Raw genomic sequence first — 20,166 nt, forward strand, 5'->3', positions numbered from 1 at the left:
TGCGCTCACTAAGAGCTTATTTTTTAGCGTCTTTCGGTCTCTTTGCACCGTATTTGGAACGGGCCTGTCTTCTCTTGGCAACGCCTGCCGTATCCAGTGTTCCTCTTACGATGTGATACCTTGTACCGGGAAGGTCCTTAACACGGCCTCCGCGGATCAGGACAACGCTGTGCTCCTGCAGGTTGTGTCCCTCGCCCGGAATGTAGCTTGTTACCTCGATTCCGTTGGAAAGACGTACTCTGGCGATCTTACGAAGAGCTGAGTTCGGCTTCTTCGGCGTAGCTGTCTTAACGGCTGTGCACACACCTCTCTTCTGGGGAGCGGATGTGTCTGTCGTTCTCTTCTTCAGGGAGTTATACCCTTTCTGAAGAGCCGGAGCTGTAGATTTCTTTGCAGAAGTCTGACGTCCCTTTCTTACTAACTGGTTGAATGTTGGCATTTCTCTTCACCTCCTACGATTAAAAATAAGTTACGGGTTTTAAACTTTTGCAAGTTTAAGGCGCACGAAATACAGCGTATTTCAATGCACGCCAGACTATTTTAGTATGGATGGCCCCAAAAGTCAAGGGCCTGCGGGATTTTTTTGTCCCGCAGGCCCCTGACTTTTCTCATGCCCAGTACTTTTCCATGCACTCCCGGACCTTCTCCCGGGAAACCGTAAACTTCTCGCCCACTTTCTTCTCCGTCACTTCCCTTGTGTGGCCCAGCTCCCGGCATGTCTCCACAAGCGCCTGTATGCCCATCTCCATCCCGCTGTCAACGCCCGACTGGTACAGATCCTCCAACGCCTTGCACATATTCACCGTCCCCTCCTTTCGGTCTTTTTCCTCTCTCATGCTCTCCATCACGCCTCCTGCATGCAGCATCTCTCTTGCCGCGCGGTAGGTATCCGCGTCTACGTTCTGAAAATACTCTCTGTGCCTGTCCATATACTTTTGAAGCTCTCTCATGTCTCCCCTATATTTTAGCATACCGAAGATAAGCTGTAAATCGCTGGTAAACTTTTCAGGATCGTGTATCTTCCCCACATCCACCAGATTGATGCGGTAATCGGGCACATAGTTTTTCAGCATTTTGCGGATCTGCTCCGTGTAGGAGAGGCTGTCGTAGAGCATATTGCGGACAGGCATGGCGTAGTGGACGCCGGACTGGCTCTCACAGGCCAGCAGGGCCAGGTAAGGGCCTTCTTCCACTGCATCACTATGTCCCGGTACCTCTGCACCTGCCTCTCATTCTTGTCCTGATCCGGCACCAGGATATCCGACTCTCCCCTTGCCTCCTCCAGATCCTCCGGGCAGACAACCCGCTCTCCGTCAAAGACGACTCCATTGAACAGATCCGCAAATCTGCCTCTGTCCCTCATCCAGTGATTGACAGCCGTACTGCTCTTTCCCATAGGCGTACCTCCTTTTTATTTTTCTCTGCATCAAATGGAACCTGTGGCAGATCCTGCCAGAAAATCCCGAAACATATCCCGCCTTCATCGAGGCGGATAAAAAAAGAACTGCCGTTTACCCGGCAGTTCCTCTGGTACAAAATCAACCTTTTTTAATTACATATATTTCTTCACGATCGCCTGCATGGTGTGCCACTTCTGCTCCATGTCCGCCACCAGCTTGAACTGGGTCCGGCAGCGGTCCAGGTTGTGATCCTTCCTGTGGATCTTGAAATAGGTGTCCCCCTGCAGGTAATCTGTCAGGAAGCGCATGCCGCATTCGTATGTCATGGTCTTGGCGCCCATGGGCAGCTCCAGGATCTCCCGGTCCGTCAGCTTGCCGCCGCACCCTTCGATGTAGCCCCGCGCGTAGATGTCGAACAGCTCCATGCTGCAGGACACAAGGCTTAAATCCCTCTCGTCCTCAGACGCCGTGCTGGCGCCGAAGCGGATGGAGTCGCCGAAATCATTCATGGCAAGGCCCGGCATAACCGTGTCCAGGTCGATCACGCAGATGCCCCGGCCGGTCTTGTCGTCGATCATGATGTTGTTGAGCTTTGTATCGTTGTGGGTAACCCGGAGGGGAAGCTCGCCCTTCTCCAGCAGTTCGCTGAAGTAGTTCGCGATGGACTTCTCCCTGGCGCGGACAAATTCGATCTCCTTCTCCACGGAAGATGCGCGGCCCATCACATCCTCCTTCACCGCCTGCTCAAATACGGCGAAGCGGGCCCTTGTGTCGTGGAACCCTTTGATCGTCTCGTGGAGCGTCTCCGCCGGGAAATCCGCCAGCAGCCGCTGGAAATTGCCGAAGGCCACGGCGCTCTCGTAGAAATCAGCGGGCTTTTCCACTTTGTCGTAGCTGGTGGCGCCTGTGATGAACTTGTAGGATCTCCAGTAATTCCCCTCGCTGTCCTTATAGTAGGCCTTCCCGTCCTTTGCCGGGATCACGTTCAGCGTCTCCCGCTCCGGGTCCCCGCTGTTCTCGGCAATGCGCTCCTTCAGATAGGAGGTGACATGAAGGATGTTCTCCATAAGCTCCTCGGGCGCTGTAAACACTTCCGTGTTCATGCGCTGCAGGATCACCTTCAGCCTGCCCATCTCCCCGATCTCATACACGAGAAGGAAGGTGTCGTTGATATGTCCGCTGCCGTAGGGCCGGCACTGGATCAGTTTCCCTTCGTATTTAAAATTCCCGATGGCCTCCGCAAGCCTCTCCTGTGCGATTTCCTTCATATTCCTATCCCTCCTGGAAGTTCGTTCTTTCTCATTGACAGGACAATTGTAATATAAAGAAAAGGGGAAATCTTTATCCGATTTCCCCCTTAATTTGCACAATCGTTATTCATTTGGCTTCTGGTAAAATCTTCCGGCCACCTGCTCGGTCTTCATCAGGTTGATGAACGCCTTCGGGTCCGCCTCGCGGATGAGCCGGAGCACCCGCTTGCTCTCCGCGCCGGACACGACGGAGTAGACGATCTTACGCTCCTGTTCCTTGTAGGCCCCCTGCCCCTCTATAATGGTGGCGCCGTGGTTCGTGGCCCGGGAGATGGCGTCGCAGATCTCCTCCGCATGGTTGGTCACCACGAACAGCGTCTCCTGCTGGTACTTCTTGTAGAGCACGTGGAGCGTCTGCGTGGACGTGTACTGGAAGATGATGGAGTAGAGCGCCTTGTCCCATCCGAAGAGGATGCCGGCCGCGCCCAGGATCACAACATTGAGGCCCAGCACGATATTCCAGGAGTCGATCCCCTTCCGGTCCGACAGGAAAATGGCGATAAAGTCCGTCCCGCCCGTCGTGGCGTTCATCAGAAGGCACAGGCTGATGACAACGCCGTTGATGAGGCCGCCGAAGATACTGATCAGCAACGTGTCATAGGTGATCGCATAGCCGGGCAGCATATCGGTCAGCACACTGGTAAGCACGATCATCAGGCAGGAGTACAGGGTGAATTTCTTCCCGATATACCGGAAACCGATATACACCGGCACCGCGTTGAGCGCCACGTTGACCACGGTGTAGGGCACCGTCACATGGAAAAACAGATCCCCCGCCCGCTGGATGAGCAGAGCAAGCCCCGTGGCCCCGCCCGGATACAGGCCGCCGGTGCGCACGAAAGACTTGATGTTCAGCGCCATGATGACCGCGGCGATACAGACGATAATGATCCTCTTGATATCTTCTTTTGGTTCAAATTTCATTTCCAGACCTCCCGTAGACTTCCTGTCCGTCCATATAGACTCTCTTCACCTTCACCCTGTCGATCTCCTCCGGCAGGATCGTGAACAGATCCCGGTCCAGGACGGCAAAATCAGCCCTGTATCCTTCTTTGAGCTGCCCCGTATCCGGGAAGCCGGCGATCCGCGCCGACTCCCTCGTGTACAGCTTTACAGCCGTCTCTATATCCACTGCCTCCTGCTGCCCGCAGTCCGTACCGTCCCACGCCTTCCTTGTGACAGCGGCCTTCAGATTGGTAAACGGATCGGACGGGTCCGCCCAGGACGTGGCCGGGGCGTCTGTGGAAAAGCACAGCCGCACCCCGCTCTCCAACATGTGCCGGACCGGATAGCAGCGGCGCATGCGCTCCTCTCCCAGGTTCGCAAGATAGCTCTCGATCTCCGCGTACATAAACACAGGCTGCGTTGCAAATGCGATCCCGCTCCCGGCTGCCTTCCGGATGCTTTCCTCCCCCGGTTCCGTGATATGCTCAACCCGGACATAGGGCACATCGTCCGCCATCCAGTTCTGCTCCCGGCACACCCGGTCCACGATCCTTGCGACCGCCCGGCCGCCCATGGCATGGACGGAGAGCTGGCACCGGTTCTTTTTGCAGAAGGCGACGGCGGATTCAAGAAGCTGATCCGGACAGACGCTGATGCCGCAGTCCCCGCTTCCCAGATAGGGCTGATCCATCCAGGCCGTCCTGCCGGACACACTGCCGTCCGAAATCAGTTTCAGGCCGGCCGCAAAGAACTGGCTCCTCCTGTCCCGCCTCCTCGCAGGCAGGGCAAAGGCCGGATCATCTGCGAAAAAGTCCCACATATAGTAGATCCCGACCCTCTGCCGGAACCCAAGGGACGCCGCCCGCTCATACAGGGGATAGTTGTCGCCTTTGCCAAGATTGCCCATGTCCGTGATGGAGGTGATCCCCTGGGAGAGAAGAAGTCTGCCAAGGGCGGCCAGGTGTTCCGCCTTCTCCTCCTCTCCCTGCACGGGCATAAAAGGCGTCACCAGATTTCTGGCGTTCTCCTTCAGGACGCCCGTCGGTTCCCCGTCCGCGTCCCTCTCGATCTCTCCCCCCTCCGGATCCGGCGTGTTCCGGTCGATGCCGGCCATCTCCAGCGCCTTGCTGTTGACGCAGCGGATATGCCCGCAGGTGCGCAGGATGCACACCGGAATGTCGCTGCAGCCGGCGTCCAGATCATACCGGGTCAGGCTTCTCTTCTCGGCAAACTTTCCCTCATCATAGCCCCAGCCCTCGATCCAGCGCCCGTCCCAGTTCTCCCCGGCGCGGCCCTCTTTCTCCCGCTGCGCCCGCACCCGGCGGATCTCTTCTGTCAGTTCGGCGATGGAGTGCACCTTCGGCGGCAGGGCCGATATCTGCGCGGCGAAATCCGCCAGCATCACCGGATGCATGTGGGCATCCACAAACCCGGGGATCACGCAGGCCCCGCCCAGATCTGTCTGCGCAAGTCCCTCCGCCGCTCCCCGGTCCAGATCCGCCTCCTGGCCCGCCCAGCGGACCACTCCGTCCTCCACGATCATGGCGTCCGCATAAAGGCAGTTGTCGTCTGCGGTAAATATTTTTCCGTTCCTGTAAAGTGTTCCGGTCATTTTCACGCTTCCTCCTTCTTCCTGCGCCCAAGCAAAGCCCCGGCGATACAGCCGATCACGGTAGGGATCAGCCAGGCAAATCCCTCTCTTGCCAGCGGGATCACGTAGATCACATCCATGATCCCCGATACGTCCGCCTTCAGAAGTCCGGACGAGGCGGCCACATTCAGGGCGTCAAACAGGGACATGAAAAACGCCGTAAACACAGCCCCCTTCCACATCCCGTCGTTGGGCACCCGCCTGCCAAGAAGCCCCAGCGCAGCCATCACAACAGACATGGGGAACAGAACGGTGAAGAGCGGTCCGGAGATAGCCAGCACATTACTCACGCCCGTGGAAGCCACGAGGAAGATCGCCGCCGTGATCACCAGGGACGCCACCGGATAGGGGATCTTCTCCTTCGTCCAGTCCGCCACCCACTCTCCCGTAGTGGCGATCATGCCGATGGCCGTTGTCAGGCAGGCAAAGATCACGGCCAGCGCCAGGACTACGCCGCCGCCGTAGCCCGCCAGGCGGCGCACCAGATCTGTCAGAAGAAAGGTCGTGTCCACATCCGCCTCATAGATCCGCGTCCCCTGGGCTCCCAGATATGCAAGTCCCCCGTAGACGATAAAAAGAAGGACAAATCCGACTGTGACGATGCCCGCCATGGCTTTGCGGGACTGACGCCTGTCTGTGTATCCCTTCTGCCGGAACGCCTCGATGAAAATACCCGCGCAGATGATGCCAGTACCCACGTCCGCCGTGTTGTACCCGGTCAGGAACGCATTGACAAACGCCTGCCCGCCGCTTTCCATCACGCCCCCCTCCACGGGCGCCACCGGCCGGATAAAGGCCAGGGCGATCACGATCAGAAGCGTGACGAGCAGGACCGGGGTCAGGTAGCTGCCGACCCGGTCTATGACCCGCGACCGGTTCATGGCAAAATAGTAGGACACTGCGAAGAAGACAAAGAGGAACAAAAATCTTGCCTGCACAGGCATATCTCCGAATATCCCCTCAAAACCGGATTCGTAAGCCACGCCCCCGCACCGCGGGATCGTCCCGAAGATCACGGCCAGGATGGCGACCCCCATATAGAAGTAGTGCCACCACGGCGTCACGTGACGCATCATGTCTTCCAGATCGTCGCCCATATTTCCAACCGACACGACAGCCAGCATCGGGAACAGGATCCCCGTAAGCGCGATGCCGGCGATGGCCGCCGGCACATACTGCCCGGACAAAAGCCCCACCTGGGGCGGGAAGATCAGGTTCCCCGATCCGAAGAAGATGGCGAACAGGGCAAAGCCTGTGACCAGAATGTCCTTTTTTATATTTTTTCTCATACGTTTTTCTGTTCCTTTCCGTGCGTTCCGACATATTCCGTCAGCTTCCCGACGATCTCCTCCATGTCCCGCGCCGTCTGCGGGTTCGTGTAGGGGATACGCCCCGCGATCCTTCGCACATAGTCGTTCTCCTCCACCAGATCCAGGCTCTCGCGGAAATTGAGGTCATAAAAATAAGCCAGGTAGGACACCCAGAAGTCCATCTGCGTCTTCCGGTCCGCGGACAGGATGCAGCGCCCCTCCATGGCATCCCGCTTCACGCCGGGCGAGATGGCCGTCCTCCCGATCTCCGCCGCCGTCGCGCCCGCAAAGGTCTCCGGCGGGTCCGCAATCTTCACCCGGCAGTTATCCAGCTTGTCCGCGTCCCGGATGAGCCTTGCATGGAGCAGCGCGCGCCCGTCCTCCACGCCTTCGAGGGCGTAATCGCTGTGCTTTGCGATTGCGGTCCGTATGATCCCGTCCCACCTGTCATCCGGCAGGAACCGCCGGATCATCCCCTCCCCAAAGAGGATCTCCACCCCGTAGGCCGCATGGTCCATCGTCTCCGGCAGGAAGCTGTCAAACCGCTTTAGCTGCTCAAATCTGCCGATGTCGTGGAGCAGGGCGATGACCCGCGCGAGCTGCGCGTCCTCACCGGACAGACGCATCCGCGCCGCAAGCTGCATGCTGCACGCCACCACCCCGTAGGTGTGGGTGATCTTCAGCTTCACCTTGCCATCTGTTCTGTCATAGCCGTCCAGGTACCTCTCAAAGACCTCCCTGGCCCGCCCGTAATCGATGTCTGTTCTGTTTGCATCCATCTGTCTTTCCCCGTCTCTTTTTTCTGCCTTACATTGTACCCCCTTCCGGCCGGTATTTCAACGGATATTCAACAGATACCTGCGCACACCGTTGACAAACCGGCTTTTGCGGGAGTAGTCTGATAAAAGACTGGAGGAATCACACATGAAGCAATCTATTTTGTCCCGAAACACGGTACTGTTGCTGGCCGCAGGCTTTTTCTACTTCGCAAGCCCCATGATGGTGACGCCCCTCATCACCGGCTTCTGTGAAGAGCTGGGCGCGGGCGCCGCCCTCATGGGCATGGCGGGCGGCGTCCTGTACGGAAGCCTGGACATCCGCCTCTTCTATCCGGTCCTCCTTCTCACTGTGCCGGCAGTGATCGCCGTGTACGCTCTGAACCGCCGGGTGCTGAAATAGACAGGAGGGCGGTGCATTCCCGGCAAATCCTGCCGGCAGGAACACACCGCCCTCTCTTTGTTTTTCTGCCTGACGCAGTCAGTTCTTCCCGGCTTCCCCGGCCAGCCACTTCGCTACAACCGCAGTCCTCTCACCTACCGCACCAGCAATCTGGTCTACCGCCATTCCCATGCAGGACAGATTACGTGCAGTCATCTGCTTTGCCAGACGTTCTCCCCTCTTTTCCCCACGTCTTTCTCCTATCATTTCGCCGCGCTTTTGAATGCGTTCTGACAATTCGCACATGATCTCAATTCCTCCTTCTTCACACTTCAAAAAATGTACTCGTTTTGACAGCGCGCCCTGACTGCCGTCCTCCGGATCCGCCGTCCTGAAATACTGCATCATCTTTGCGATCTTTGAGCCGTCGTCCACTCGCGCATTCACGTAAAACACGTGTTTCCCGTCACTGTGGATCATCCTTGTATTTCCCAACAAAGATGTTACTTCGTATACCGTCTGCTCCCCGTTCCAGACATCTGCTTCTGTAAGATAGAAAACATACAGTTCCGGAAGGTCCCGGTAGGGTTTTCCCCTGTCATCTTCCGCCAATACATCCAGCCTGGATTCCCGGTCAGGACACGCAAAACATGCTGACATGCAGGAATATCTGCTAATGCCACCGAAAGAAAGATATCACTCATAAGAGTGAATCTGCGATTTTCCTCGATTCTCTGCTCCCGCGTCAGAAGAAGAGAATCTCTCTTTTCCATTCTTTTTTTATTTTTATCTGCCATTTTTTCTATGGCATGCTTACCCATCCATTTACATTATAGATTGTCATAACAAAAAAGTAAATATCATTATGCAACCTTTTCAGAGCTCGCATTCCAGGCAAAAATATGCTACACTTTTACCAGTGATATTTCAGCAGAAGGAGTGACACACCATGAAAGTACGTATGGCAGAAGAAAAAGACATCGGAAGGATCCACGACCTCCTCGCCCAGGTGGCGATGGTCCATCACAAAGGCCGGCCAGATCTCTTCAAATATGGAACAAGCAAGTACACAGACGAAGAGCTGCGTGAGATCCTGAAAGACAAAAACCGCCCCATCCTCGCCGCCGTTGATGAGAACGACGTCCTGCAGGGCTACGCTTTCTGCATCTTCCAGCAGCATCTGGACAACAACATCCTGACCGACATCCGGACCCTGTACATCGACGATCTCTGCGTGGAGGAGACCATGCGGGGCGCGCACATCGGAAAGACGCTCTACGAAGCAGTCCTTGCCTTCGCCAGAAAGCACGGCTGCTACAACGTGACCCTGAACGTCTGGAGCTGCAACGAAAACGCCATGCAGTTCTACCGCTCCTGCGGATTAAAAGAGCAGAAAGTCGGAATGGAAGTCATCCTGTAGCTTCCATACATGCGGCTGACATGCGGCTGAAAGCAGACAGGCATGCAAATAAGCAGGCGGGTACGGTTATATCCCGCCGCTCTTTTTCATCGCTTCATATTCGCGCAGGGAGCGCACCGCCTCCCCGGCCATGGGGATGAGGGCGATCATGTTAAAGACCGTCATCAGGCCCACGCCCACGTCGCCCATATCCCAGACGAACGTGTAGGCTGCCAGGCCTCCGATGAACAGCATGACAAGGGCCAGGATCTTGTAGGCTGTCTGGGTGGACCAGCTGTCTCCAAACAGGTAGGCGATGTTGGACCTGGAGTAAAACAGGATCCCGATAAATGTGGAAAAACTGAAGAGCCACAGGATCACCGCCGTAAAGATCACCCCGAACTCGCCCAGGTGGTAGCTCATGGACGTCTGGAGCAGATCCATGCCCTCCAGCCCGGCCGTCAGTTCCTCCGGGGTGAGGAGCATGATCATGGCCGTACAGCTGCAGATCACCAGCGTGTCGATGAACACGCCCAGCGCCTGCAGAAGACCTGCCTTGGCCGGGTGGCTGATATCGGCGGCCGCTGCCGCGCAGGGCGCGGAGCCAGAGCCGGCCTCATTGGAAAAAAGCCCTCTCTTGACACCGTTCATGAGAACCGCGCCGAACCCGCCGGCCGCCGCCTGGCGCAGGCCGAACGCCTCCTCGAAGATCCGCTGGAACACGGCCGGCAGATGTCCGATGTTGGTGGCGATCACATAGACCGTAAGCAGCAGATAGAGGCCCGCCATCACCGGGACCATGATATCCAGCACTTTTACCGTTGCGTTCTTGCGCAGCACGATGACGGCCGCCAGCGCCACCAGCACGATCGTCGAGTAGAGCGGCGGGATGTGGAACGCATTGTCAAACGCGGAGGAGATGGAGTTCCCGATCACCTGGCTGACGCCGCACCAGCACAGAAGGCCGGACAGGGCGAAAAGGACCGCGATCACGGATTTCTTTTTCCTGCTCCCCCGCCTCGTGATAAAGAAATCATGGATATAGTAGGCCGGGCCGCCCCGGTATCCTCCATAGAGGGGATCCTTCTGCTTGTACAGCTGCGCCAGCGTCGCCTCCGCAAAGGCAGTGGAGGAGCCGAGCAGGGCGATAAACCACATCCAGAACACGGCGCCTGCGCCCCCTGCGGAGATGGCCGCCACCACGCCGACCAGATTGCCCATGCCCACGCGGGTGGCGGTGGACACCACAAGCGCCTGCACCCCGGAGAGCGCCTGGTGATCCGGGCCGGTCCGCTTCTCCATCGTCACACGGAGCATTTCCGGGAGCATCCGAAACGGCATGAAGCGGGTGCGGATCGTGAAGTAGACCCCCGCCGGCACGAGGATGATGACCAGGATCGAAAGCCCCAGCGTCCCGCCGCCCGGGAGGGGCAGGGTGACGATATCCCCCCAGAGCAGGCCGTAGACCGCCTCGATCAGATTGACAAGCGCATTGCCTATTGTATGTATCAGTTCCATTGGCTGTATTCCTCTCTTCCATTCCAAAACTCATTTCCACAAGTATATAGCGAAATTTTGCCCCTGTAAAGCGAAAAAGTGTTTTTGTTTTTCATAACCGGCAGCCGTCAAAAAAAGACGCAGCCGCTGTACCTGCCGAAAACGGCATATACACGGTCTGCGTCATGACATCCGGCCTTTCTGGTCCCGCCGGACACCTAATCCTCGTACTCCACGATATATCCTATCTTTCCGCTGAAATAGGGAACGACACTGATGATGTCGTCCGGCACATCGTTCCACACCCAGCGGCCAAGCTGCTGGTTATAGTAAATGTCCAGATACGCCTCATCCACGCCTACGGAAGCGTCGTACAGGCTCGGCTCCCCGCTCATCCACTCTGAACTGCACCAGTAGCCCGGGTCATTGATCTTCTCGCCATAGAGCCGGTTGTTCTCGTCTACCCAGTAATAATCCGAACCATTCAGATCCCGCCGGCCTCCGATCCGGAACTGGATATTACTGTACCCGTGGTTACTGATCTCAGCGAGGATATAGTTATACTCCTCCGGGCTGTTGATCCTCACAAGGTATCCGCCCATATCCCTCGCCTTCTGTCCGGCGGCAGACCATGTACAGTCATCAATAAAGTAACCGTACCGGTGGATGCCTCCCTCGGTCACATCATAGACTTCTTCCTCTTCTTTTTCATCCGAAAGATCCCTGTCTTCCTTCTCCGTCTCTGCGGCATCGTCCGCATCATCCGTATCCGCATCTTCCGGCTCTTCTTCATCCTCCTCCGCGGCATCAGCCGTGTAGGTCTCCGCCTCCGCCGGGGCCGGATCTTCTGCATCCCTGCTTCCCAGCACTCTCACGCCAAATCCCACTGCAGCTGCCACAACAAATATGACAGCAAAGATGAGGACCGTCCGCCGGCTTCCGCCCGGCTTCTTCTCCGGACCAGGCTGCGGCTGCGGCGCCGGTGTCGGCTGCGGCTGCGGCGCCGGTGTCGGCTGCGGTGCCGGCGTTGGCTGCGGCTGCGGCTCAGGCTGGGCTACCTTCGTCCCGCACTCCGGGCAAAACAGGGCATCATCCGGTATCTCATTTCCGCAATTTGAACATCTCATTCCTCTTTTCCCCCTTCGTTCCACATATGATCAACAAGCAATAACAGACACTATCCCGTTGGAACTTACCGCCCTGCAGCAGTCCACATACACTTCGATAAATTCATAGCCGCCGCGCATCGCTATGCCGCGCGCCTTCTCCATGCCGCCGGGCAGGGGCTGTCCCGATTTATAGTGCTCGATGATGCCATGGTCAAAATCCAGCGTATGCACCTCGTAAGGCTCTCCCAGACAGCAAACAGCCACGCAGCCGAGAAAGATCCCCGCTATCTCCACTTCAGGAAACTCATTGCAGATCGCATCCAGGATCTCATCCACCTTGCGCTGGTTATGCACATGTCCGCCCGCATCCAGCTTGCGGATCGCATCCATATATGCCCTGGAGCGGGGGCGCCGCAGCAGCCGGTCCAGTTTCATCTTGTCCATCTGCTGCGCCTGCTGTTTCTGCTGCTGATCCTCGTGGGACACAGCGCTCAAAATACTGTCCGACCGGGTCTTCTGATCCGGTGTTCTCAACATGGGTCTTGGCATTTCCCATTCCTCCTGTCACACAACTTATTTAAAGACACTTTTCACTAAGATCACAATGGCGACCAGCATGATGATCACGGGCATGAACGCGGTGATGATCACAGAAAACCGGGATACACCTGCCGACACCTGAGCCAGCTTTTCCTCCATCACATACACGCCGCCCACATAGACGACCGCCTGAAAAAGCGCGGAGCGCAGGCAGCCTGCCAGACGGCTTCCCGAGAAGACGATCAGCGCCGCAGCGATCCCGGCTGCCGCCAGGCTGTTCTTCTTTATCAGCCCCCATGCCGCCAGCGGGACCGTCCCCACAGAGACAAGGGCGATCACCGCCCCGAGCGCCCCGATCAGAAACTGGTACGCACCCGACTGCTTCACCACATAATTCAGGATGACGAGCGCGAGCCCCGCCACAACGACCGCCGTCAGGATCTTCACAACCGCCAGGCCGGATACGTCCGGACTGTTCGGGTAGAGAAGGAGCAGCATATTTATGATCGCCGCAAGAAACACCGTGTCAAGAAAAGCGGCCGCAGCATCCAGCGGCGCCTGGCTGAACAGGTTTCTCATGGTCCCGTAATCAGCCAGATCGCTCAGAAACGGGATCTTCAGGCTGTTGTTGATCGCCCCGAACGCTTCCGTCAGGCCCGAAACCGACAAGCACCCCAGAAGAAGCAGCGCAAACACAACCATCAGCGCCATGGCGGACGCCACACTCGCGTCCCATTGCCTCTGTCCGGCCGAAGCCGCCTGTCCGAGCAGGCCTGCCGCGATCATACAGCATCCCGTAAGAAAAAGTACCACGATCAATGTATACATTCCGTCCTCCCTCATTGCCTGCTCCGGCACACTAAACAAGCACTTTCCTTGTCCGCGGCCCGCTCTTTTTCTGCAAAAGCTCCTCGCCGCCGATGGGCTTGCCCGAGGCGGGAACCGCACGCTCCTTGCCCCACTCCCGGATCGCCTCGATCTTCTCGGGACTCGTCTGGGAGAGCGGGACCACATTGTCAAATGCGGTGATGATATTCTCTGCATTCATAACAAAATTCTCGTTGGCGATCACACGGTAAGCCAGATCCCGGACCGTGGATTCCAGATCCGCGCCCGTAAAGCCGTCGCTGATCTCCACGATCTTGTCCGCAAACGGCCCCGTAAATTCCAGGCCGAGGTACTTGCGCATATACAGCGCCAGGATATCCCGCCTCTCGTCCGCCGTAGGAAGGTCCACAAAGAACAGTTCGTCAAAACGTCCGCGCCGCAGGAGCTCTGACGGAAGCATGGAGACGTCATTGGCCGTCGCCACAACAAACACCTGCTTCTTGCACTCCTGCATCCAGAACAGGAACTGTCCCACCATTCTTGTAGAGACGCCCCCGTCGTTGGAACTTCCGGCTCCGGACAGTCCCTTCTCGATCTCATCGATCCACAGGATACAGGGAGCCACATTCTCCGCTGTTGTCAGCGCATCTTTCAGCTGCTGCTCCGACTGTCCCACATAGCTCCCCTGCACAGTGGCAAAGTCAAGCCGGTAGAGGGGGAGCTTCCAGTTGGCGGAGATGGACTTCGCAGAAAGAGATTTCCCGCAGCCCGGCACGCCCACAAGAAGAATGCCCCTGGGCGGCTGCAGCCCCTTGGCGCGCAGCTCGTCCCTCTTTTCCGGCGTGAGGAGTTCCTTCTTCTCGTCCAGCCATTTCCGCAGGCCTTCCAGGCCCCCCACGTCTTTCACATTGTCATCTACTTCTATCTTCTCAAGCCCGGAGATATCTGAGAAAAGCCGGTCCTTCGCATAGCGGATCTCATCCAGATCCGCCTTGCGGACACACTTGTTGGCGATCAGGGCGGCGATCACATTCTCCGCCTCGATCCTCGTCACGCCAGCCAGCATGGACGCCGCTTCCCGGATATCCGAATTATCCCACTCGATCGGGATCTCATTGCGGTAGTCATCGATGTATTCCTTGATGATCCCATACATCTCGTCCTCGTTCGGGAGATCGATCTTAAGGACAAGCCCCTGTCTCTGCAGCTGGTTCCAGACAGGATTGTTCGTCAGCACGATCACAACGCCGCCGGACTCATTTGCCAGGTTCACCAGCGCAAGGATCTGTTTGGAATCCGCATTATCCGTACTCAGATCCGGCACTTCCGTCAGTACGATCGTCAGGTACTGCTTGCGCTTCATCTGCTCCGTTATAAAATCGATCGCGCCGTACACGGATTTATCCTCGTCCAGCACCTTGTCCGTCGCAATGTCATAGACGCCTTTGGACAGTGTATGGACATAGAAGGGCAGCGAGAGTTCTTCCGATATCTCCTTCAGGATATCCAGGGTCCTCCCCCTCTCGATCGTATTGATCGCGATAAACGGTATCCTGGCGATCGAGTAGCGTTTGATCAGTTTCTTAGCCTCTGCTGTATCGCTCATATGAATCATCCTTCCTGAAACACGTTCACTTTATGATTTCGCACAATGCTGCTCATCTTTCCGCTCCGGTCCGCCTTCGCAGAATCTTCCAGCGACTTCTGCATGCTGTCCGCCTGCGTCAGCACCAGCTGCCGGTATTGCTTCCTGTCCTCATCCGGCAGCGCCGGCACATCGATGGCTTTTGCCAGGAACGCCATCTCCTTCCGGAGGTCCCGCAGCGCGCGGACGATCGCGCCCTCCTGACCTCCTGTTCTGCTCATGTCCTTCCGGAACTTGTCGGATGCCGCGTTCAGCCGGGCATTCACTGCATCGATCAGCCGGTTGGAAAAACGCTCCGCCACGCCGGACTGCCATTCCAGCGTACCCTGCTGCATCGCAGCCAGGACCGCCTCGTCATCCTGCTTCTCTTTGAGCATATCCAGAACAGAGGCCCATTCCGCATATGTATGTGGTACCTGTATCATCTCTTTCTCTTCCTCCTGACCATAACCTCCGGCGGTTCCACGCTCCATTCCGGGAGCCCCTGGGCAAACACACTGGCCGGCTCCTCATAGTGGAACGGGCTGACCGGCTCCTGCTGCGGCGCACTGGCCGGCGCAAAGGGGATCTCCGCTTTCTTTTCCTCTGCCGGGCTCTCCGGACGGATCTCCTTTATCTCCTGAAAGGGCATGTCCGTTCCCACCGCAGGCTGCGGCTCAGGGATGGGCTGCGGTTCAGGGATGGGCTGCGGCTCGGGGACCGGCTGCGGCTCAGGAACCGGCTGCGGATCTGGGATCGGCTGCGGTTCAGGAACCGGCTGCGGCTCGGGGATGGGCTGCGGCTCAGGGATGGGCTGCGGCAGCTTTGTCCCGCAGAATTTACAGAATTTCGCGCTCGACGCGTTTAATCCATTGCAGTTCGGGCAGGGGATGTTTCCTCCTCCCGCCACGGAATTGATAAAATCCGCTTTCGTTTTTGCATCCATCATTCATTCCTCCCTCTACTGTACCTTTACACGTCTGTTGGAATCCGCGAGCTTTCTCACATACTGCTCCGGTGTGATCTGCTCAAGGAAATCGATCACCTGCTGGCTCTGCGCGTCTTTGGCGGCAAATTCCGCCCGGAAGTCAACGACTTCCGCCAGCGTCGCCCGGATGATCTGCATCCCGTTTGTGCGCTTCTGTTCAAACTGCGTCTCAATATTCTGACGCCCCGCCTCAATCTTTTTCTTCTTTGAGAAATGATTCAGGATCAGTCCGATGCCGGCTATGATGGCGATCAGCCCAAGGAACATGCTGCCTGCCACCATCATTCCAAGTCCGATGGCAGCGATCACGCCGCCTCCGTACAGGCAGTACTGATCAAACGTAGAAAGCACCATCTGGGCAAGTGCCGCCTCTTTCTCACGGTCTACCAGCGCCTGGAACCTGCCGAGCAGTTCCTGCTCATTCTGTCCGTCTGTCGTCTTATCATTAAACGTGTCTACATTGATCTCTATCTCGTTGGGAATCTTCATCCGGTTCTGCGCCGTCACGTCGTTATACGCGTTGGTGATCCATTCCCTGGACAGCGCGATGGCAAATTTCTGCGTGGATGCACTGGCGTGGGAGGACTCCGGCTTCATGGCCGCATCTGTGAGGAGCTGGGTGAAATCTTTGTGGGTCTCAAAGGCAGTCTGCTCCACCGTCATATTCTGGCGGGCCCGGTCCTCATCCCCCTCAAAGTCCACAACGAACTGTTCAAACTTCTCCTCCTTGCGGAGCGGGAGCTCCTCGTCATCAAAATCTGTGACAAGGCTCTCCAGAATGTCATCCAGCTGCTCTTTCAGCGAGTCCGTGGACGCTTCCTGGTCAAAGATGTCTGTAAAATAGCCGAGGATATCCGCATGGAGATTGGCTCCCTCCATAATGTCCTCAAGTACAGGCCATGTCTTGCTGTACTTTTGCAGATAGGTGTAGGACGTATCCTCCAGCGGCTTTCTCTTGAGATTAATTGCCTCGGACCACTGTACGGTCTGCTGCTCTACAAAGCCCGGCTTCTCCGACAGGTGATCCAGCCACTGCGTCATCTGCCTGGACACAACGCCCTCGGAGTCCGCTCCCAGAAGCCCGCTGGCAAACGCATCCAGGATAATGATCGTCTTCCGGTCCAGGTTCTCCTCGTCCTGATTGGCCAGATACCGCTGGGTCCACTTCAGGCATGACCCTTTGCGGTCCGCCCTCCGGCATACAAGCGCAAAGAAAAGAGACGTCTTCTCATCGTTCCTCTTGATCCCTTCCCGGAGCGCCTTATCCGCCAGCTCCGGCTGGTCGTTGATCCAGGCTGCGAGCGCCACAAGGCAGGGCGCAAGCCAGTACCCCGGCGTCGAGATCATCAGTTCCTCCGTCGCCGAGCTGATCGTATCCTTTTTGACGATCCCGAGATCATCTGCCTGCAGGATACCTGTTGTTGTCCTTCTCACCAGGTCGTAGTGCCCGTACTTCTTTTCCAGCTCCTGCCTGATCTTTACAAGGCGCGTCTCCGCCTGGCCAAGCCTGTTGGCGCGGACCTGGGCCGATACAAACGCATAAAAATCTCTCGCCAGTTTGCCTACTTCGTCATAGACTACCTTTACGTTATCATTCACGGTCCCCACGCCTGAGTCAAGGACCTCCAGGTCATTGTGGATGGCTCCCAGACTGTTCTCGATCTTCCGCAGATCGGCCGGATGAATGGATGTTACTTCTGCCATGATTATCCCTCCTCATAAAGCAAATTTTGCATGAATATGCATTAATTTTACAAAATCTGTCTTTTATTGTCAAGACGGCGCTATTTTCTAAAAATTAACGTAAATTCCGCATTATGTCTTTTTGTTTTCATTTACATATGTTATACTCTTCTTAGCTGTCGACTCTTTCCAGCTGGAAGGAGGTGAAATAATTGCAAGAGATATTCAATACATTTTTTATTTCTATCATAGCAGGTGTGATTTGCCACCTCATCTGCAAATGGCTGGATAGGAATGAATAGACAGCTGCAGCCTATGCGAAAAGCCGGGGATCGACACTCCCCGGCTTTTCTGAAACAATTGCATGATATTCAATACATTTTGCCTGAAGCCATTATAGCACATGCTTTCAGACAATACAAGTATATGTCATCTGCAAATTGTTTATGCCTTTTCCCCCGGATGTGCTATACTGGGATCATAAGGAAGGAGAGACACAGACATGAAAAAACAGTTATCCTGCATCGACTGCGCCGTCAAGAGCTGCCAGAAGGGCGACGGCCGCTATCCCGACTTCTGCGTGACCACCCACCTGGATCCGCAGACACTGAAAGACGCGCTGACCTGCTATGAGGAGGAGGAGAACCACCGGGCCACCCTGGCCGCCGCCAGCGTGGAATACGAGCACTACTGCCAGTACACCCGGGTGGAGGAGATCATGGATTTCGCCCGCCGGATCGGCGCGAAGAAGCTGGGCATCGCCACCTGCGTGGGCCTCCTTGCCGAGAGCCGCACCCTGGCCGCCATCTTCCGGGAGCACGGCTTTGAGGTGTTCGGCGTCTGCTGCAAGGCCGGCGCCGTGCCCAAGACTGAGCTGGGGATCGATGAGAAATGCAGCGCCGTCGGCAAAGCCGCCTGCAACCCCATCCTGCAGGCCAAAGTCCTGAACGAGGCAAAGACGGACCTCAACGTAGTGGTGGGCCTGTGCGTGGGGCACGACAGCCTGTTCTACAAATACTCGGACGCCCTGGTGACCACCGCGGTGACAAAAGACCGGGTGCTGGGCCACAATCCGGTCGCCGCGCTCTACACGGCAAACTCATACTACGGGAAGCTGCTTGGAAAAGAAGGTGAATCGATATGATCACGCTCACCCGGGACGAACTTCTGGAACGGATAAAAGAGAAACAGGCGGGGCAGCTTTTCGACATGCGGGACATCGAGCTCTCGGACGCGGACCTGTCCGGAGCCGACCTGTCGGAGGTGGACTTCTCCCTGTCCAGCTTCCACCGCGTCCGCTTTGACCGCGCGGACATGCACGGCTGCGCGGTGGAGAACGCCCTCTTCGACGACTGTTCCTTCCGGGGCACGGATTTCCGCCGGGCGAACTTAAAGGGCGCGGCCATGCGCTACGATGACCTGTCCGGGGCCGACATCTCCGGCGCCAATCTCTTCAGCGCCGTACTGGAGCACGCCAATCTGTCCGGCATTATCTCGGATGCGGACACGAAGTTCTTCCGGCTCTACTGCCCGGAGAAGGGCGCTTTCCTCGGGTACAAGAAATGCTTCAACAACCGGCTCGTGCAGCTCCTCATCCCGGCGGACGCCAAACGCACCTCCGCCACCATGAATTCCTGCCGCTGCAGCAGGGCCAAGGTGCTCTCCATCAAGAGTTTCGACTATACGGAGGAGTTCGACGAGGCCTGGTCCCTGGTGGACGACAACTTCGTCTACCGCAAGGGACAGTGGGTGGAGGTGCCGGACTTCAACGAGGACCGGTGGATGGACTCCACCACGGGCATCCACTTCTGGCTGACAAGAGAAGAGGCGAAGGCATACTGACATGCCTCCGCCCTCTCAAAGTACTTCATCAGCCTTGCGACCCGCGATCTTCACAGCCAGATAAAGAACCGCCGCGCCTGCGGCCACCCCGCAGCTATCCAGCAGTACATCCGTAACCTGGCAGCTCCGCCCCGGCACAAAAAGCTGGTGGACCTCATCCGTCGCCGCGTAGAAAGCGCCCGTTCCAAGGGCCATGAAGAACGCCCTGCCTCCCGGCCCCTGGCGGCCGCCATCCGGGCCTGGATCTTCACGCCGCTCTCCCGTACGCGATCTGAACATAGCCGCCAGAAGAGCGCCCAGAACCGCATACTCGGTAAAATGCGCCGTCTTCCTGACTTTGTAGTCGATGCCCTCCTCAAAGACGTCCTGACGCCAGGACGGCCACGACTCATAATCCGGGATAAAGATAAGTCCCGCAACATGCCCCACAGACAGGCTCATCCGCGCAGAGTCATCCGCCGGCTGGGCGGAGAACCAGAAGATCAGCCCCATCCATAAGACCACCCCCAGTACAAGTATATTTTTTGCACTTCGCATCCTCTTTCCAACCTCCGCCCTGCACTTGATCCAAAAGAGAAAACATTTATTCCCGGATCCACTCCCGGATAAGCCCGACGTCCGTCTCTGCTATCCGGGCGATCTCCTCCGCCGACATCCCGGACCGGGCCAGATTGACCGCCATACTGCGCTTGCCCTCCGTCTGGCCATCTGTGAAACCCTGGGCATGACCATCCGCAAGCCCCTTCTCATAGGACTGCTCCCGCTCCTGCCTCATATGTCTCTCCTGATCATATTCGTAGATACTCATCTTCCTCGCCTCCGCACGGTTCTTCTCCAGAAACTCCGCCAGGATCCCCTCCCCGATGCATTCCCGGATCGCAC

At 57.0% G+C, this 20,166-nt stretch carries 21 protein-coding genes and 1 pseudogene; 4 read left to right on the forward strand and 18 right to left on the reverse strand.

The window, feature by feature from the left end; translation table 11 throughout:
* Positions 1 to 16 precede the first annotated feature (16 nt).
* The 7 genes from rpsL to H6A20_RS11470 form a co-directional block, all read right to left on the reverse strand.
* The gene (rpsL, locus tag H6A20_RS11440; RefSeq protein WP_204907255.1) at positions 17 to 439 is read right to left on the reverse strand and encodes a 30S ribosomal protein S12; all 423 of its coding nucleotides are present in this window, start codon (positions 437 to 439) and stop codon (positions 17 to 19) included.
* 169 nt (positions 440 to 608) lie between these two features.
* The gene (locus H6A20_RS11445; RefSeq protein ID WP_204907256.1) at positions 609 to 1,193 is read right to left on the reverse strand and encodes a hypothetical protein; all 585 of its coding nucleotides are present in this window, start codon (positions 1,191 to 1,193) and stop codon (positions 609 to 611) included.
* A 359-nt stretch (positions 1,194 to 1,552) separates the two neighbouring features.
* Entirely contained in the window at positions 1,553 to 2,668 is a 1,116-nt protein-coding gene (locus tag H6A20_RS11450; protein WP_204907257.1) for a phosphotransferase enzyme family protein, read from the reverse strand.
* Positions 2,669 to 2,773: 105 nt separating this feature from the next.
* On the reverse strand, positions 2,774 to 3,634 hold the full coding sequence (locus H6A20_RS11455; protein ID WP_204907258.1) for a YitT family protein: 861 nt from the start codon (positions 3,632 to 3,634) through the stop codon (positions 2,774 to 2,776).
* Positions 3,624 to 5,267 (reverse strand): amidohydrolase, encoded by a 1,644-nt coding sequence (locus H6A20_RS11460; protein ID WP_204907259.1) that lies wholly within the window; start codon positions 5,265 to 5,267, stop codon positions 3,624 to 3,626. Before H6A20_RS11460 ends, H6A20_RS11455 begins: the two co-directional genes overlap by 11 nt.
* Positions 5,268 to 5,269: 2 nt before the next feature.
* Positions 5,270 to 6,595 (reverse strand): branched-chain amino acid transport system II carrier protein, encoded by a 1,326-nt coding sequence (gene brnQ / locus H6A20_RS11465; protein WP_204907260.1) that lies wholly within the window; start codon positions 6,593 to 6,595, stop codon positions 5,270 to 5,272.
* Positions 6,592 to 7,395, reverse strand: coding sequence for an HD domain-containing protein (locus H6A20_RS11470; protein ID WP_204907261.1), 804 nt, complete (start codon positions 7,393 to 7,395; stop codon positions 6,592 to 6,594). The genes brnQ and H6A20_RS11470 overlap by 4 nt, the downstream gene beginning before the upstream one ends.
* Before the next feature lie 145 nt (positions 7,396 to 7,540).
* Between H6A20_RS11470 and H6A20_RS11475 the strand changes: the two genes are divergently transcribed.
* Positions 7,541 to 7,795, forward strand: a complete 255-nt coding sequence (locus H6A20_RS11475) for a hypothetical protein (protein ID WP_204907262.1) — start codon at positions 7,541 to 7,543, stop codon at positions 7,793 to 7,795.
* Between the two features lie 78 nt (positions 7,796 to 7,873).
* On the opposite strand, the gene H6A20_RS11480 is transcribed toward H6A20_RS11475, so the two are convergent.
* The gene (locus tag H6A20_RS11480; RefSeq protein ID WP_204907263.1) at positions 7,874 to 8,386 is read right to left on the reverse strand and encodes a hypothetical protein; all 513 of its coding nucleotides are present in this window, start codon (positions 8,384 to 8,386) and stop codon (positions 7,874 to 7,876) included.
* A gap of 337 nt (positions 8,387 to 8,723) precedes the next feature.
* Here H6A20_RS11480 and H6A20_RS11485 point away from each other — a divergent pair, with 337 nt between their 5' ends.
* A complete protein-coding gene (locus tag H6A20_RS11485; RefSeq protein WP_204907264.1) occupies positions 8,724 to 9,194 on the forward strand; it encodes a GNAT family N-acetyltransferase in 471 nt (156 codons plus the stop codon).
* A 66-nt stretch (positions 9,195 to 9,260) separates the two neighbouring features.
* Here H6A20_RS11485 and H6A20_RS11490 read toward each other — a convergent pair whose 3' ends face one another.
* From H6A20_RS11490 to H6A20_RS11525, 8 genes are all read right to left on the reverse strand, one after another.
* Positions 9,261 to 10,691 carry an alanine/glycine:cation symporter family protein gene (locus H6A20_RS11490; RefSeq protein ID WP_204907265.1) on the reverse strand — a complete coding sequence of 477 codons (1,431 nt, stop codon included), beginning with the start codon at positions 10,689 to 10,691 and terminating at the stop codon, positions 9,261 to 9,263.
* A 197-nt stretch (positions 10,692 to 10,888) separates the two neighbouring features.
* Entirely contained in the window at positions 10,889 to 11,797 is a 909-nt protein-coding gene (locus tag H6A20_RS11495; protein ID WP_204907266.1) for a zinc-ribbon domain-containing protein, read from the reverse strand.
* Between the two features lie 30 nt (positions 11,798 to 11,827).
* Positions 11,828 to 12,328 carry a hypothetical protein gene (locus H6A20_RS11500; RefSeq protein ID WP_204907267.1) on the reverse strand — a complete coding sequence of 167 codons (501 nt, stop codon included), beginning with the start codon at positions 12,326 to 12,328 and terminating at the stop codon, positions 11,828 to 11,830.
* A 24-nt stretch (positions 12,329 to 12,352) separates the two neighbouring features.
* Positions 12,353 to 13,147, reverse strand: coding sequence for a hypothetical protein (locus H6A20_RS11505; protein ID WP_204907268.1), 795 nt, complete (start codon positions 13,145 to 13,147; stop codon positions 12,353 to 12,355).
* A gap of 31 nt (positions 13,148 to 13,178) precedes the next feature.
* On the reverse strand, positions 13,179 to 14,753 hold the full coding sequence (locus tag H6A20_RS11510) for an AAA family ATPase (RefSeq protein WP_204907269.1): 1,575 nt from the start codon (positions 14,751 to 14,753) through the stop codon (positions 13,179 to 13,181).
* A 5-nt stretch (positions 14,754 to 14,758) separates the two neighbouring features.
* Positions 14,759 to 15,217, reverse strand: coding sequence for a hypothetical protein (locus tag H6A20_RS11515; protein WP_204907270.1), 459 nt, complete (start codon positions 15,215 to 15,217; stop codon positions 14,759 to 14,761).
* Positions 15,214 to 15,717: a zinc ribbon domain-containing protein gene (locus H6A20_RS11520; protein ID WP_204907271.1), complete on the reverse strand. Its 504-nt coding sequence runs from the start codon at positions 15,715 to 15,717 to the stop codon at positions 15,214 to 15,216. Before H6A20_RS11520 ends, H6A20_RS11515 begins: the two co-directional genes overlap by 4 nt.
* A 15-nt stretch (positions 15,718 to 15,732) precedes the next feature.
* Positions 15,733 to 17,463 carry a hypothetical protein gene (locus H6A20_RS11525; protein WP_204907272.1) on the reverse strand — a complete coding sequence of 577 codons (1,731 nt, stop codon included), beginning with the start codon at positions 17,461 to 17,463 and terminating at the stop codon, positions 15,733 to 15,735.
* A 481-nt stretch (positions 17,464 to 17,944) separates the two neighbouring features.
* On the opposite strand from H6A20_RS11525, the gene H6A20_RS11530 reads away from it, so the two are divergent.
* Together H6A20_RS11530 and H6A20_RS11535 are read left to right on the forward strand one after the other, a co-directional pair.
* Positions 17,945 to 18,586: a DUF1847 domain-containing protein gene (locus tag H6A20_RS11530; RefSeq protein ID WP_204907273.1), complete on the forward strand. Its 642-nt coding sequence runs from the start codon at positions 17,945 to 17,947 to the stop codon at positions 18,584 to 18,586.
* Positions 18,583 to 19,284 carry a pentapeptide repeat-containing protein gene (locus H6A20_RS11535; RefSeq protein WP_204907274.1) on the forward strand — a complete coding sequence of 234 codons (702 nt, stop codon included), beginning with the start codon at positions 18,583 to 18,585 and terminating at the stop codon, positions 19,282 to 19,284. Before H6A20_RS11530 ends, H6A20_RS11535 begins: the two co-directional genes overlap by 4 nt.
* Before the next feature lie 15 nt (positions 19,285 to 19,299).
* On the opposite strand, the gene H6A20_RS11540 is transcribed toward H6A20_RS11535, so the two are convergent.
* Both H6A20_RS11540 and H6A20_RS11545 read right to left on the reverse strand, forming a co-directional pair.
* Entirely contained in the window at positions 19,300 to 19,821 is a 522-nt protein-coding gene (locus H6A20_RS11540; protein WP_204907275.1) for a VanZ family protein, read from the reverse strand.
* A gap of 46 nt (positions 19,822 to 19,867) precedes the next feature.
* A pseudogene (locus tag H6A20_RS11545) lies at positions 19,868 to 20,166 on the reverse strand (transposase); the annotation flags it as partial.

The sequence above is a fragment of the Mordavella massiliensis genome (assembly GCF_016901695.1).
Classification (GTDB): domain Bacteria; phylum Bacillota; class Clostridia; order Lachnospirales; family Lachnospiraceae; genus Claveliimonas; species Claveliimonas massiliensis_A.